General features: G+C 43.6%; 13 protein-coding genes. 12 read left to right on the forward strand and 1 reads right to left on the reverse strand.

Annotated elements, in window-relative coordinates:
* Nucleotides 1-177: 177 nt before the first annotated feature.
* Nucleotides 178-363 (reverse strand): RING finger protein, encoded by a 186-nt coding sequence (locus tag B147_RS0122850; protein ID WP_020589529.1) that lies wholly within the window; start codon nucleotides 361-363, stop codon nucleotides 178-180.
* Nucleotides 364-850: 487 nt separating this feature from the next.
* Between B147_RS0122850 and B147_RS0122855 the strand changes: the two genes are divergently transcribed.
* The 12 genes from B147_RS0122855 to B147_RS0122915 all read left to right on the forward strand — a co-directional run bounded on the left by B147_RS0122855 (nucleotide 851) and on the right by B147_RS0122915 (nucleotide 14283).
* Nucleotides 851-1579, forward strand: a complete 729-nt coding sequence (locus B147_RS0122855; protein WP_425387040.1) for a CPBP family glutamic-type intramembrane protease — start codon at nucleotides 851-853, stop codon at nucleotides 1577-1579.
* A gap of 44 nt (nucleotides 1580-1623) precedes the next feature.
* The gene (locus B147_RS0122860) at nucleotides 1624-2661 is read left to right on the forward strand and encodes an SDR family oxidoreductase (protein WP_020589531.1); all 1038 of its coding nucleotides are present in this window, start codon (nucleotides 1624-1626) and stop codon (nucleotides 2659-2661) included.
* Nucleotides 2661-3887 carry a TIGR03790 family protein gene (locus B147_RS0122865; RefSeq protein WP_020589532.1) on the forward strand — a complete coding sequence of 409 codons (1227 nt, stop codon included), beginning with the start codon at nucleotides 2661-2663 and terminating at the stop codon, nucleotides 3885-3887. The genes B147_RS0122860 and B147_RS0122865 overlap by 1 nt, the downstream gene beginning before the upstream one ends.
* 402 nt (nucleotides 3888-4289) lie before the next feature.
* Nucleotides 4290-5927 carry a GumC family protein gene (locus tag B147_RS0122870; RefSeq protein ID WP_020589533.1) on the forward strand — a complete coding sequence of 546 codons (1638 nt, stop codon included), beginning with the start codon at nucleotides 4290-4292 and terminating at the stop codon, nucleotides 5925-5927.
* An 18-nt stretch (nucleotides 5928-5945) separates the two neighbouring features.
* Nucleotides 5946-6779 (forward strand): polysaccharide biosynthesis tyrosine autokinase, encoded by an 834-nt coding sequence (locus B147_RS0122875; RefSeq protein ID WP_020589534.1) that lies wholly within the window; start codon nucleotides 5946-5948, stop codon nucleotides 6777-6779.
* Nucleotides 6780-6963: 184 nt separating this feature from the next.
* Nucleotides 6964-8355 carry a sugar transferase gene (locus B147_RS0122885; RefSeq protein WP_020589536.1) on the forward strand — a complete coding sequence of 464 codons (1392 nt, stop codon included), beginning with the start codon at nucleotides 6964-6966 and terminating at the stop codon, nucleotides 8353-8355.
* 129 nt (nucleotides 8356-8484) lie between these two features.
* Nucleotides 8485-9084, forward strand: a complete 600-nt coding sequence (locus B147_RS0122890) for a polysaccharide biosynthesis/export family protein (protein ID WP_020589537.1) — start codon at nucleotides 8485-8487, stop codon at nucleotides 9082-9084.
* Nucleotides 9085-9119: 35 nt separating this feature from the next.
* A complete protein-coding gene (locus tag B147_RS0122895; protein ID WP_020589538.1) occupies nucleotides 9120-10544 on the forward strand; it encodes an outer membrane beta-barrel protein in 1425 nt (474 codons plus the stop codon).
* A gap of 32 nt (nucleotides 10545-10576) precedes the next feature.
* Entirely contained in the window at nucleotides 10577-11212 is a 636-nt protein-coding gene (locus B147_RS0122900; RefSeq protein ID WP_026259787.1) for an exosortase C-terminal domain/associated protein EpsI, read from the forward strand.
* Between the two features lie 5 nt (nucleotides 11213-11217).
* Nucleotides 11218-12063, forward strand: coding sequence for an exosortase (xrt, locus tag B147_RS0122905; protein ID WP_020589540.1), 846 nt, complete (start codon nucleotides 11218-11220; stop codon nucleotides 12061-12063).
* Nucleotides 12029-12895, forward strand: coding sequence for an XrtA system polysaccharide deacetylase (locus B147_RS0122910; RefSeq protein ID WP_020589541.1), 867 nt, complete (start codon nucleotides 12029-12031; stop codon nucleotides 12893-12895). The genes xrt and B147_RS0122910 overlap by 35 nt, the downstream gene beginning before the upstream one ends.
* Nucleotides 12896-12993: 98 nt before the next feature.
* Nucleotides 12994-14283 (forward strand): nucleotide sugar dehydrogenase, encoded by a 1290-nt coding sequence (locus B147_RS0122915; RefSeq protein ID WP_020589542.1) that lies wholly within the window; start codon nucleotides 12994-12996, stop codon nucleotides 14281-14283.
* The last annotated feature ends 2 nt before the right edge of the window (nucleotides 14284-14285 follow it).

Genomic DNA, 14285 nt, shown 5'->3' on the forward strand with positions numbered 1-14285 from the left:
GTAATCGAAACAGTTTCAAGCCTGGAATGGGGGAGAACTATGCCCGGACGGAATGAAAATCTTCGGTACAGGCCATGGTTTGTGTAGGAAGAACTACCTTTCCGATGCCTTCTGAAAGAAGGAAAGGCGGAATTTTCCCAAAAAGGAGTGGGCGGAACAACTTCGGCCGACCTTTTATTATTTATGCGTCAGCACTGAATTACAGAAGGGACATTTGCCGTCTGCGTCAAAATGTGATTCAATACATTCGACAACCTGACTATCATCGGAGAGATATGTAAGGGCATTCAGCAAGCTACTTCGTTGACGATGATCCATTTCGGTGATTTTAAGCAATAATTGTGAAAAGTCTTTATTTTTCATGATTTCCTCCTTCTTGGAGTATATCCAAAAGATAGAAATCATTTATTGAGTTTCAACATTTAAAGGGAACATAGCCATTAAAAAACTGCCTATTTTTTGTGTAATAAAACTATTTAAAACCATAACCTTTTTTTCATAATTTCTGTATTAATCTTCCCTCCCCCCCACGGTTGGATATCTACCATAGAGAACCTGTTTTTCTTTTCGGCACCCTAAATCTATTTTTAACTGCAAGAATTAATAAAAAGCCACAAAAAAACATTATACTTGACTATTTGGTGTCATTTTTGCTTTAGATGCAATAAATTATTAAAATTATGAAAACGAATAACCAAACAGCCACAAAGAAATATCTTAAAAATTATAGCAGGGTTGCGTACTTAACATTTTTTTATTAGTCTTCAAGGATTCTTTATTGATTTGCGTCCCCTCAAAGAAAACATTTTTAAAATTTGATGAGTTGTTTTCAATTGAGCTATAAAAAGGAATGTCTGTGAGTTCATCCGACACCGCCTATTCCCGGAAAAAATGGAAAAATATGGACTTGCTGATCCCCTATGCAGCACCGTATTTTGCATATGTGTTTTTTTCTTCCGCCCTGCATGATAAACTATCCGAAGAAATCATATATACAATAAAGCTGGTGATTGTGTCCGGACTTTTGATCTGGGCCTGGAAATGGTATATTCCCTTAACCGGCCCCAAAAATAAATGGATATCCTGTTTATGGGGAATCGTTTTCGGGACTATCGGCCTGGTGGTGTGGTGCGGTTTATATGCCCCCTTTACAAACCCTGGGGATGGTGCGGCGCAGTGGTCTGCTCTTGGATTCGCCCTAAGGCTTTTGACGGCCGGTTTTGTGGTACCCGTTTTTGAAGAGTTGTTCATGCGCGGATTCGTCTTCCGGGTGGCCCTGCAATGGGATCTTCTGCGCAGGCAAAACACGCAGAACGCCTTTTCTGCGGCCCTGGATAAGGTTAGTATTTTTGATGTAACACCGGGGCAGTGGACCGTTTACGCCATTGTGATTTCAACTATCATTTTTGCTGCCGGTCATCTTGTTACCGAATGGCCCGCAGCTATTGCCTACGGTCTGCTCATGGCCCTTTTATGGATATTAAGAAAAGATCTGATTTCCTGCATTGTCGCCCACGGGGTGACCAATATCGGTCTGGCACTTTATGTCTATTATTTCGGGCACTGGGAACTTTGGTAAGGACTGCTTGCGATCAACAGATAGTAAACATCAAGGAATATTATATGCGTTTCACACTGATTCAGCAAAATTTAAAAGAGAATCCACGATCCTGGTTGATCACCGGATGCGCCGGGTTCATTGGCTCTAATCTTCTGGAAACTCTGCTGAATCTTGGGCAAACGGTAACCGGTCTGGATAATTTTTCCACAGGATTTCAACATAATCTGGACCAGGTTAAAGAGTCAGTGGGTCTCCAAGCATGGCAGAACTTTTCATTTATTGAAGGAGACATCACCAGTGCCGCCACCTGCGCAGCAGCCTGCAAAGGGCAGGATTATGTACTTCACCAGGCCGCTTTGGGTTCCGTTCCCAGATCCGTTGCCGATCCCTTGACTACCAATGAAAATAACATTACAGGCTTTTTAAACATGCTGACAGCAGCCCGGGACGCGAATGTAAAGCGGTTTGTATATGCTGCGTCAAGCTCCACCTATGGGGATCATCCAAAACTTCCCAAACAAGAGGAGAATATCGGCAATCCTCTTTCCCCCTATGCCGTGACAAAACTGGTCAATGAACTGTACGCCCGGGTGTTTGCTTCCACCTACGGATTCAAAAGCATCGGATTGCGATACTTTAATGTGTTCGGCCGCCGCCAGGACCCTAACGGGGCTTATGCCGCAGTAATCCCTTTATGGTTTGGTGCATTGATCCGTAAAAATACGGTTTATATAAATGGGGACGGTGAAACCAGCCGGGATTTCTGTTTCATCGATAATTGCGTTCAGGCCAATCTGCTGGCTGCAACTGCCGGAGATGACGCTGCCGACCAGGTATATAATGTCGCGTTTGGGCAACGCACTACGTTAAATCAGCTGTTTTCATTAATCCGCGATCGGGTAGCCGAGACTTTGCCGGACCGAGCCGGCGTAACTGCGAAATACAGGGATTTCAGGCCGGGAGATGTTCGTCATTCCCTGGCAGATATATCCAAGGCCCGGGAACTTCTGGGATACAACCCGCAATGCTCGGTTAAGGACGGCCTCGATATGGCGGCACTCTGGTACATGAACCATTTAAATAGTTCGGAAAAGGAATAATGATACGTTTTCTTATTGGTACGTTGGCAGCTTTTATTTCTTTTTTTATTTTTGTCCTGCCGGCCTCTGGATTGTCACCGGATGAAGTACTTGTTATTGCCAATCGCAATGCGGCCAAAAGCCCGGGCCTGGCCGCCTGGTACATGGAGAAACGGCAGATCCCTAAGGAGAATCTGTTGCAGATATTTATCGCAGACAAAGAGACCTGCTCACGGGAAACTTATTTGACAAAAATCGTCCCCCCGGTCCGCCGTGCCCTGGAAAAAAATCGGAAAATCAGTGCCATCGTCACTATGTATGGACTTCCCCTAAAAATCTCTTCGCCAGGAATGACAAAGAATGAGCAGATCCGGATGGACCGGTTGACGGCGCAAAAGAAAAAACTGGAGGCGCTTAAAGAAAAAAACGGGCAGTTAACCGAAGATCAAAAAAAAACACGGAGTCAGGTAAATAAAGAAATCAAACAATTCAAAATGTCCATGGACAAAATGGCATCTCTTGATTCTGAGTTAATGCTGATTAGAAAAGATAAATACACGCTTAACTTTTGGCTGCCAAATCCTTTTTTCCTGCCATGGCAATCGCGGAAAACAGCCATTGACAAATCAGATGTAATCATGGTCAGCCGTCTGGACGGGGCTGATGCCGACATTGTCAAACGGATTGTAAATGACAGTATCGAAGCTGAAATAAATGGCTTGCCCGGCACGGCATACTTTGATGCCAGATGGAAAGATCCCGGTCAAAAAAAAGTTTCCGGATATGGGCTTTATGATAAATCCATTCATAACGCCGCAGACCGTCTGAAAAAAAAGGGTGTGAAAGTAGTGCTGAATGATAAGCAGGAGTTGTTTCAACCCGGAGAGTGCCCCAACGCAGCCCTTTACTGCGGCTGGTACAGCCTGGCCAACTATGTGGATGCTTTTACCTGGACAAAAGGGGCGGTTGGATTTCATATTGCAAGCTCGGAATGTTCTACGTTAAAACGTGAAAACAGCAATGTCTGGTGCAAAAAAATGCTGGATAACGGCATCGCCGCCACCATCGGGCCAGTGGGAGAACCCTATGTTCAGTCTTTCCCTCTGCCGGAAATCTTTTTTGATTTTCTGATTCAGGGGCAACTGACCTTGGCCGAGGCTTATCTGGTCAGCCTGCCGTATCTGTCCTGGAAACAGGTGCTTGTGGGGGATCCTTTGTACCGGGTAAACATAAGTACAAATGGATGAAAAATCATCCGTCAGAATACTCGAAGAATATTTGTTGCCCGATAAGATAAAACGATGTCAGTCTCTGATAATGAGGAAAGATAGGCGATGGGTTTGGGTACCCCCTTAATTCATTGACGCTAAAAGTATATAAATGTTATATACATTGTTTATTTGTGTGATACGGGATTTCCACCCCCCAATTTTTATATGAAAGAACTGAACGAACCGGTTCGTTTCTTTCATTATTTGTTGTGGCCCAACCTCGGTGAAAGACCAGGTCGGTCATGGCTGTTATTGAGAAATTTTTATTCAAGTTCTTTTTATGCATAATAGAACATTGACAAACGGACAGAATCGGAGAACAAATATTACCATTTGTTTTTATAATAAAAAGCGTTTTAATTTTATTCAGGAATAAATATGGCCGATCCGTTCCAATCTCAAATTCAAATCAAACCCGATTACATTATTGATGTCCTTATCCGGGGACGCTGGTTTCTGATTGTCCCTTTGTGTATTTCTTTGACATTGGGGCTTGGGATGACCCTGACGGCTAAAAAGTCTTACCAAGCCAGCACATCGATCCTTGTTCAGCCCCAACGGGTTCCCACCAACTATATAAGATCTGTTGTATCGTCCAGTATCGGCGAGCGGATCAGCACCATTTCCCAGCAGGTATTGAGCCGCAGTAATCTTGAGCAAATCATTGACCAGTTCGGTTTGTACGAAGATAGTGTCGGCATGTACCAGGAAGATAAAATAGACGGGTTGAGAAAACGTATAAAGGTTAATATTGATCATGCCAGACAAGGTGCAGAAGCCTTTTCCATTTCTTTTACCGGCAGTGAACCGCAACGGGTAATGCGGGTTGCCAATACTCTGGCGTCATATTTTATGGATGAAAACCTTAAGGTCCGGGAGGCCCAAGCCATAGGCACCAGTGAATTCCTTGACGCAGAATTGGATAAAACCAAAAAACGGCTTGAGGAAAAAGAACAGAATCTTGCGGCATTCAGGTCAAAGTATATTGGCGGCTTACCTGACGAATTGGATACCAATTTGCGTACTTTGGACCGCATGCAGCAGGAGATCACTGATAAAGGGTTGCTTTTAAGGGAAATCAACAATTCAATCAATCAACTCAATTCCCAAATTTCATCCATGGCTGCTCAAAAGAATAATTCCGGTATGAATGGTAATGATTTTCAAGATTTTGATTTTGATGAATTAGAGGCAGGAGAGGATGCCGATCTCCAGGCAGCTCAAGCCCAATACGAATCGCTTTTACTCCGATATACCGAAAAGCATCCGGATGTCAAAAAACTAAAACGGGTTATAGAAAAATTGAAGGAAGATATCGAAGCGGAAAAGGCGAAGAAAGAGAAGGAACAATCCTCAGACGAACCCGGGGATGATGTCCTGCCGGACATGGCTTGGGATCCTGTGGCCCCTTTGCGGGCCCAACGGGATCAACTCGCCGCTGAAGCGAATAATATCAAGGGCGAGATCTCAGCAATTCAGGAAAAAATGAAAATTTATCAGCAACGCGTCGAAGACACGCCTAAACGAGAACTTGAACTCCAGTCTTTGACCCGGGACTACGGTAATATCCAGGACGTGTACAACTCTCTTCTGGACAGAAAACTGGAAGCTGAATTATCCGTTAACATGGAAAAAAAACAAAAAGGAGAGCAGTTCCGAATTCTGGATTATGCCCGCCTGCCGGAAAAACCAATTTCTCCCAATGTGAAACTAATGTTTTTATTGTCCATAGCCGGGGGCCTTGGAATGGGTGGCGGTGTAATTTTTTTAAAAGAGTTGCTTAACTTTTCTGTCATCCGGCGGGAGGATCAGATTGAAACCGAGCTAGGGCTTCCGATTTTGGCATCAATCCCCCCACTGGAGAAACCGGGTGGCAGGACGAAAAAAAAGGTTGAATGGATCATGTTCACCTGCTGTTGCAGCTATGCAGCTGTGTTCCTGGCATTTTTTGCAATATTGAACCATAAAGGCCTGGATCGGACAATCAATTTTATAAAAACAACACTCAGTTTATAATGCCGGGAATTTAAAATTTTGGGAAAGATATTTAAGGCGCTAAAAAAAGTAGAGAATAAGGCAACACCCGAAAAAGGACTTGCATCGGATGATGATTCAGGCAACCCCGATTCCGGACAAATAGAGGCAATAACTCGACCCCGTTCCAGGCGCACAAATCCAGATCTTATCACAGACAGCGCCCCCCATTCGTCGGCTTCGGAGCAGTTCCGGTTGTTAAAAAACAATATTTTATTTCCTGAAAAAGGGAATCCGCCAAAAACAATCATGATAACAAGCGCCTCTCCCCATGAAGGCAAATCCTTTGTGGCGGCCAATCTTGCCGTAAGCATAGCCCAAAGTATTGATGAGCATGTTCTTCTAATAGACTGCGATCTCAGGGCTCCTACGATCCATACGTTTTTTGGCTTTGAAGATGAAGAGCAGGGTTTGAGCGATTACTTGGCAAATAAGAGACCGCTGTCTTCTGTTCTTAAAAAAGCATCCGTAAACAAACTGACGATCTTAACCGCAGGGCAGATTCCATCTAATCCGTCAGAACTTCTGTCTTCAGATCAGATGCGCCGTCTGCTCCATGAAGTTAAGCTGCGTTACAATGATAGATATATCATTATTGATACCTCGCCTCCTTATATCACATCAGAGACCAATGCCATTGCCCGGTTTGTAGATGGTATTGTTCTGGTTATCCGGCAGGGGAAAACACGGACCAAGGAGATTGCCGACATTCTGGATATTTATGGCCGGGAAAAAGTGTTGGGGGTTGTTACGAATTTCTCAAGGAAAAAAATCGGCTACGGATATGGATATAATAAAATCGGTCATGAATACGGATATCATCAGCAAAGGTGATTAGTGCCATGGGAATTTTAAAATCCATCAGATGGTTTATCTTTCTACCCATTTTCTTCCTTACATCAATGGGCAAATATCTCAAGATGAGCCTATTGGCGTACCTCCAATGCAGAAACAAGACCGTCACCTCTTTAATTGATTTTAAAATCCCCATGGCACTTAAAACAGGAGTTTCTTAAAAATGCTCAGCATTTTGCGCCAATATTTCCCTGTTAGAAACATGTTGTTTTTTTTCTTTGAAGGATGCGTGATTTTCAGCTGTTTTCTTTTGTCGACAGCCCTTCTAACCTTATCGACCTCATACTGGTTTGATCTGATGCTGATTTTAAGAATATGTCTTATTACCGCCATTTTGCAGGCCTGTTTGTATTATAACGACCTTTATGATTTTGATATTGTTTCACAGATACCCGAGATTATAATTCGCCTGCTTCAGTCATTAGGGGTTGCTTCTATTCTCCTGGCCGGTGTCTACTTTCTTTTCCCCTTGGTAATTCTGGATCAGAAGATTTACATGCTAAGCATATTTTTTCTGATTGTTTTTATCATTTTATGGCGGGTGGGTTACCTTCATATTCTTAACAAAGGGATGTTTAACCAGCGTATTATCATTCTTGGTTCCAGTAAACTGGCCAGGGATATTTATGAAAAAATCACGAATACTATAGACTGCGGTTATACGGTATCTGCGGTTATTCCGGATGGCCATGATGAAGAAACAGATAAACTGCCTGAAAATTTGCTGGTGGATCAAACGGATAAAACGCTTGGTGAGGTTTCTGACGCATACGAAATAAATAAAATTATTGTGGCACTTAAAGAAAAAAGAGGACGGTTTCCGACCCAGGAGCTTATTCAGTGCAGGACTAAAGGCATTGATGTAATTTCAGGCAGCTCTTTCTATGAATTGCTGACCGGAAAGGTATTGGTTCGGGAAATAGAACCGTCATGGCTGATTTTTTCTAAAGGATTCCAGAAATCAAGGTTTAAGGCGGGTATGAAACGAATGCAGGATATCATTTTGTCGTCAATCTTTCTAACCGTTCTTTCACCATTGCTTATTGTGGTAGCTATCCTAATCAAAATTGATTCAAAAGGCCCGATTCTTTTTGCCCAGGACCGGGTTGGTGGCGGCAAAAAAGAATATATGATGCATAAATTCCGTTCTATGGTGCAGGATGCTGAAAAATTAACAGGTCCCATATGGGCCGGTGATAACGATAATCGAATCACACGCGTGGGGCGCGTAATAAGAAAGTACAGGATAGATGAACTGCCCCAGCTATGGGAGGTCCTTATGGGAACAATGAGCCTTGTGGGACCGCGCCCCGAGCGGAAATATTTTACAGACCAGCTTGAAGAAAAGATTCCTTTTTATGCCCAGCGGTTCAATGTAAAACCAGGCCTTACGGGCTGGGCCCAAGTCTGTTACGATTACGGAGCAACCGTTGAAGATGCCGTAGAAAAACTCAACTATGATCTTTTCTACATTAAAAATATGTCATTAGCCCTGGATATGGTCATTCTTTTAAAAACCGTTAAAACAGTCCTTTTTGGCAAAGGTGCAAGATAACCAAGATAAGCAGGGTTATAGAAACCGGCGGGCAGGGTTTCTTTTTTAATTGGTCATGATATTAAGGGAATCTGTCAAATAGACAGATTTCAAAAAGATATTAATCGATGTAATCGAGGGGGCGGAGCTATGCTTAAATTTAATTTCACAAAATGTTTTTTTTGTACCTTTTTCATCTTGTTTGCCACATATTTTTGCCTGGCAGGAACTGTTAATGCGGCTGAAAACAACGAGGCGCCCACTGATGGAGATTATAAAATAGGCGTCGGAGATGTTTTGCAAGTAACGACATGGAAAGAAGAAGATCTGACATTTGAAAAAGTCTTTGTCCGCAATGATGGTAAAATTACCATTCCCCTGCTGGATGACATCCAGGCCGAAGGCCGCACCACAATGGAATTGAAAAAAGTAATTGAAACCGGATTGGCTGAGTTTGTGGAGGCACCAACTGTCACGGTCGTCCTGGCAAGCCCAGGAAGCCAGAGATATTACATTCTTGGTGAAGTTGTAGGTGTAGGTGAATATCCTCTAATTAAAAAGCTGACCGTTGTACAGGCGTTTGCCCTGGCCAAAGGATTTACGGAATGGGCATCCAAGGATGAGATCATCCTGTACCGCAGGGTCAAGGGAAAGGAACAGATGATCAAAATTGATTATGACGATATTACGGACGGAGAACTCGGCAATGATATTCAGCTCAAAGCCGATGATATCATTATCGTTCCTTGAATTTGCGTTATTTTCAGCGAATCAGGAGACGTCTCATGAAATTGTCCATGATAACGCCCCGTGCATGTTTTTTGGCTGCTGTAGCCTGTCTTTTGATACCGGCCTCCTTTGCCCAGGCCAGGATGGTTACCCAGATTATACCGACGCTGACAGTCACAGAGGAGTATACGGACAACTATTTTCAAACCGGAACCGACCCGTTTGAAGAGTGGACCACGTCCTATGAACTTGGGTTTTCCGTGGGATTTTTAAATAGAAGAAGTCAAATCTATCTGGAATACAATCCGGAGTATACGGACTATAAAAACCTGAATGACAGGGACGGCCTGGACCAGAACGCAAGCCTCTCTGCTGCCTGTCAACTCACAAAACATACTTCTGCCCAAGCAGATATCAGCTACGACGGGCATGACGGCAACAATACCGGCGAGTCCTGGGAACATTCTGCAAGTGCATCTATTGACAGTCAATTGGCAAGAACTATTCAAACGTCCCTTGCCTATGATTATTCCAACAGCTATGACCAGCAAGTCAGAACCGGTGATTACAAGGAACACCAGACGCATACCGCCAGGACTTCCATCCGTAAGACATTTGGTCCCCAAAACAGCATGGGGGCAAATTTTTTATACGAAACAGACAGCTATAAAAATTCAGATGCCGATGAATATAAAAGCTATGAACCCAGTGCCTTTTTGACTTACTGGCTTACCCGGATGGATGGAGTCGAAAGCAATCTGGAATATGTGGGCAAAAAGTTTGACACGATAGCTGGCAAGGATTACGAGACCATTGCCGGGGATATTCGGTATATTCGAAAATTTACCAGGCATTTTGACGGATATATCAAGTACCGCCACTATATCTCTGACAGGGAGGATGGAGATCATGTCATTTATCATCCGTCTGTGGGTATTGACTGGGATATAACTGAAGACGCCGGTGTCTCCATAGGCGTGGGTATCCTTTTCCACGACTGGGATAATGCCAATGGCGATTCAACAGACCCGTTTTTGGATCTCAACGTCTACAAAGTGTTTAATTTCAGCCCAAAAGGATCGCTGTACATCACCGCCAGCAGTTCATATGAAGAATCTGATGAGGAAGCTGCCAGTTTAGGATACAATATGAGTTACCAGGCTGGATGTTACTTGAACTATATGCTGGCAAGGCGCCTGTCCTCACATCTTTTTGGTTCTTACGAACTGCAGCAGTTCAAGGACACCGTAGACCGCCAGGACGACACCTGCGAAATCGGTGGCGGCCTGACATGGAAACCGCTAAGATGGCTCCAGGTAAGTGCCAATGCCACCCATACAAATTATAAAACAGATGCTGCCTTAAGAGATGATTACCAAGAGAATACCATCACGGTTTTTGTTCGTATTATTCCGGAAAGACCTATCCGACCGGATGATGTGTTATCCAGAAAAACCCTTGAAAAATTAATATTTGATTAACGTTTAATTGTTTGAAAGAATGAGATCATAAATTGTCGCTAAAACATACTGCCATCATTGTAATCCTTCTCATTTCGGCTTCTGGCCTGACAACGCTGTTTTCACACTCAGAGCGTACCAAACCGAACCGGCCTTTCAGTCAATTTCCTCTTAGGATTGGTTCCTGGCGGGGGGTAACCAGTCAAATGGACGAACAAGTGTTCAATATCCTTGGTGTTGAAGACTATATCATGGCCAATTTCAGCAAAGGCAAAGGACTGAGAGTGAATCTTTATGTGGGATTCTATCAGAGCCAGAGCAAAGGAGATCTGATCCACTCGCCTAAAAACTGCATGCCCGGTGCCGGATGGAATATCGTCCAAAGCTCTGCCATTCCAATTAACTTACCCAAAAGCGGTAAAACAATAAAAATAGCAAGACTTCTTCTGAATAAAGACGGACAAAAGCAGGTAGTATATTACTGGTTCCAATCCCGGGGACGGATTATCAGTTCAGAATATATGCAGAAAATCTGGTTGGTGGTGGATTCAATAACAAAAAACCGGACGGACGGCTCCTTTGTCCGCCTGATTGCGTCGGTTATAACAAATGAAACAGAGGCAGAGGTTCTTTTAACGCAATTCGCAGATGAAGTTTACCCCGTTCTCAATCAATTTATTCCCAATTAATTTATATGAAATCAAAACAAATTATCCAGACCTTTTTGATTGCCGCTGCATTTGCATTGCTGTACTGGTCAACCATAAAGGATCTTATAGGGGATTGGTTTAATGATCCAAATTTTTCCCATGGATTTCTTATTCCCTTTGTTGCCGGCTATATGGTCTGGTATCGCCAGAATCATTTGCGTCAGATCCCACGTAACTCATCGATATCAGGTATTTTTATCATTGTTTTTGGCATAATGGTATATATGGCGGGCAACCTTGGCGCCGAATTGTTTTTAATGAGAACATCCATGATCATCACTCTGGCCGGCATCATAGCATTCAGTTTTGGGACGGTTATGCTCAAGGCGCTTATTGTGCCGGTGTGCTATCTGATCATGATGATTCCCATTCCAGCCATTATCTGGAATAAAATCGCTTTCCCTCTCCAGCTTTTTGCCGCCCGGATTTCCTCGGAAACAATTAGTATAGTCGGTATTCCTGTGTTCAGGGAAGGCAACATACTTCACCTGGCCAATACCTCCCTGGAAGTTGTGGACGCCTGTTCTGGAATTCGCTCATTGACTTCTCTGCTGGCTCTCACCGGCGCGTTTGCATTTTTATCCCATGTCAGCCAGTGGAAAAAATGGGTGATATTCTTATCTGCAATTCCCATTGCCGTGGCCACGAATGTTCTCCGGTTGACCATCACCGGCATGTTAGCGGCCTGGGTGGGCCCGGAAGCCGCCCATGGATTTCTTCACGACATGTCCGGATTGATCGTCTTTGGCACAGCCCTTATTTTGGTTTACCTTTTATATATTTTATTGGCGCAAATTGGCAAAAAAGTACGCAATACTCCTCACAATTGACGTAGAAGATTGGTTCCAGGTTGAAAATTTCAAATCATATATTGACTTTTCAACCTGGAATTCTTTTGAACTCCGGGTGGAAAAGAATACCCATCTGATACTGGATCTGTTGGATACCTTTTCTTTTAAACCCAAAGCTACCTTTTTTATCCTTGGCTGGATTGCACAAAAGCTGCCGGATTTGGTCAGGCAGATCCGGGACCGCGGCCATGAAATTGCGTCCCACGGAACAAACCACCAGTTGTGTACAACCCTGGATAAAAACCAGTTGACTCTGGATCTTTTAAACAGCAAAAAGCGGCTTGAAGATACGACCGGCCAGGCCGTCTATGGATATCGGGCGCCAAGCTTTGCCATCAATGACCGGGTTTTGGAGATAATCAAGCAGTCCGGCTACCTGTATGATTCCAGTTATAACTCTTTTTCCGCCCATGGCAGATACGGCACCATAAATTTATCAAGCGCGATAAAAAACGGCGGAAGTTATCAACTGGATAACCATTTTTTTGAACTGCCGGTCAGCAACCTGCACTTAAACAGTAAAACCATACCATTAGGCGGCGGCGGGTATTTCAGGCTGTACCCCGCCTTTTTTTTCAAACAAGGCATCAAGACTGTCCTGAAAAAAAATAATGCTTTTATTTTTTATGCCCATCCATGGGAATTTGACCCAAACCAACCAAGAGTTAAGCAGGCATCACGAGGATTCAAGTTCCGGCATTATATCAACTTGAACAAAACAGAAAGCAAATTACACAAAATAATCAGCGCATTTGCTGACTGCAATTTTGTTACATGCCAACGCTATCTTGAAATGACAGCCATGGACTGAGCCAGCATAAGAATCTCCTTGCCCAGTCCTCAATACAAAAAAACAGAAATAAATTAAATGAGTTGAAATACATTTCATATAAAAAAGGATGAATTAGATTGGGAAAAGATACGAAAATAGCTGTTGTCGGTCTTGGTTATGTCGGCCTTCCTTTGGCAGTACATTTCGGCACAAAATACCAGACCATTGGATTTGATTTAAAACAGTCCATTGTGGATAATAGCCTGGCACATAAAGATCCCACCGGGGAAGTCTCAAAAGAAGAATTTGAAAGCGCCATCTATTTTACCCCAACCACAGATCCCAAGCTCATATCTGATGCTGATATCATTGTGGTGGCGGTCCCAACGCCCATAGATAAAGCAAGGCGACCAGACCTTTATCCGGTGGAAAGCGCCTCAAGGACAGTTGGGGAAGTAATGAAAAAAGGGTGTATTGTTGTATTTGAATCCACCGTATATCCCGGCGTAACGGAAGATATCTGCGTGCCGATTCTCGAAAAAGAGTCCGGTATGATCTGGAAAAAGGACTTCCATGTTGGATACTCTCCGGAAAGAATCAATCCAGGGGATAAAGAACATACGCTGACTAAAATAGTGAAAGTGGTGTCTGGTGACGATGAACAGACCCTTGAAACGGTAGCGACGCTCTATGAATCCATTGTAACGGCAGGTGTACACCGGACCTGTACCATTAAAGAAGCAGAAGCCGCCAAGGTTATTGAGAACACCCAACGGGATTTAAATATAGCACTGATGAATGAACTGGCCCTGATATTTGACCGGCTTGGCATTGATACAAAAAATGTTCTTGAGGCCGCAGGGTCGAAATGGAATTTCCTGAAATTTTTCCCTGGTCTTGTGGGAGGTCATTGTATCGGGGTTGATCCTTATTATCTGACATTTAAAGCGGAAAGCGAAGGATACCATCCTGAAGTTATTCTGGCCGGCCGCAGAATTAACGATGGAATGGGTAAATTTGTCGTGGAAAAGGCTGTTAAAATGATGATCGCCTCCTCTCAGTCCGTAAAAGGTACCAAAGTCGGTATTCTTGGACTAACGTTCAAAGAAGACTGTCCGGATTTAAGAAATACCCGCGTCATTGACATCGTCCGGGAGCTTGAATCCTACGGCTGTGAAGTTCTGGTTCATGATCCCATGGCTGATCCGGAGGAGTCCAGCCGATATTACAATGTCGAGCTTAAATCATGGAATACGTTGACGGATTTAGGGGCATTAATTCTGGCTGTTCCCCATGCTTGGTACAAAGAGCAGCCCTTGAAAGCACTCACGGCTAAATTGAATCCCATGGGTGGCCTCATAGATGTAAAAAGTATTTTGGATGTCGAAACGGTTAAAAAAGCCGGTGTCCCATTCTGGCGGTTGTAAGG

This window comes from Desulfobacter curvatus DSM 3379, from assembly GCF_000373985.1.
In the GTDB taxonomy this organism is placed as follows: domain Bacteria; phylum Desulfobacterota; class Desulfobacteria; order Desulfobacterales; family Desulfobacteraceae; genus Desulfobacter; species Desulfobacter curvatus.

What these genes read in the sequence shown, in the direction of transcription:
- B147_RS0122870 (WP_020589533.1), top strand. Translation starts at nt 4,290, where the DNA reads ATGGCCGATCCGTTCCAATCTCAAATTCAAATCAAACCCGATTACATT.
- B147_RS0122895 (WP_020589538.1), top strand. Translation starts at nt 9,120, where the DNA reads ATGAAATTGTCCATGATAACGCCCCGTGCATGTTTTTTGGCTGCTGTA.
- B147_RS0122865 (WP_020589532.1), top strand. Translation starts at nt 2,661, where the DNA reads ATGATACGTTTTCTTATTGGTACGTTGGCAGCTTTTATTTCTTTTTTT.
- B147_RS0122850 (WP_020589529.1), bottom strand. Translation starts at nt 363, where the DNA reads ATGAAAAATAAAGACTTTTCACAATTATTGCTTAAAATCACCGAAATG.
- xrt (WP_020589540.1), top strand. Translation starts at nt 11,218, where the DNA reads ATGAAATCAAAACAAATTATCCAGACCTTTTTGATTGCCGCTGCATTT.
- B147_RS0122855 (WP_425387040.1), top strand. Translation starts at nt 851, where the DNA reads ATGTCTGTGAGTTCATCCGACACCGCCTATTCCCGGAAAAAATGGAAA.
- B147_RS0122885 (WP_020589536.1), top strand. Translation starts at nt 6,964, where the DNA reads ATGCTCAGCATTTTGCGCCAATATTTCCCTGTTAGAAACATGTTGTTT.
- B147_RS0122860 (WP_020589531.1), top strand. Translation starts at nt 1,624, where the DNA reads ATGCGTTTCACACTGATTCAGCAAAATTTAAAAGAGAATCCACGATCC.
- B147_RS0122890 (WP_020589537.1), top strand. Translation starts at nt 8,485, where the DNA reads ATGCTTAAATTTAATTTCACAAAATGTTTTTTTTGTACCTTTTTCATC.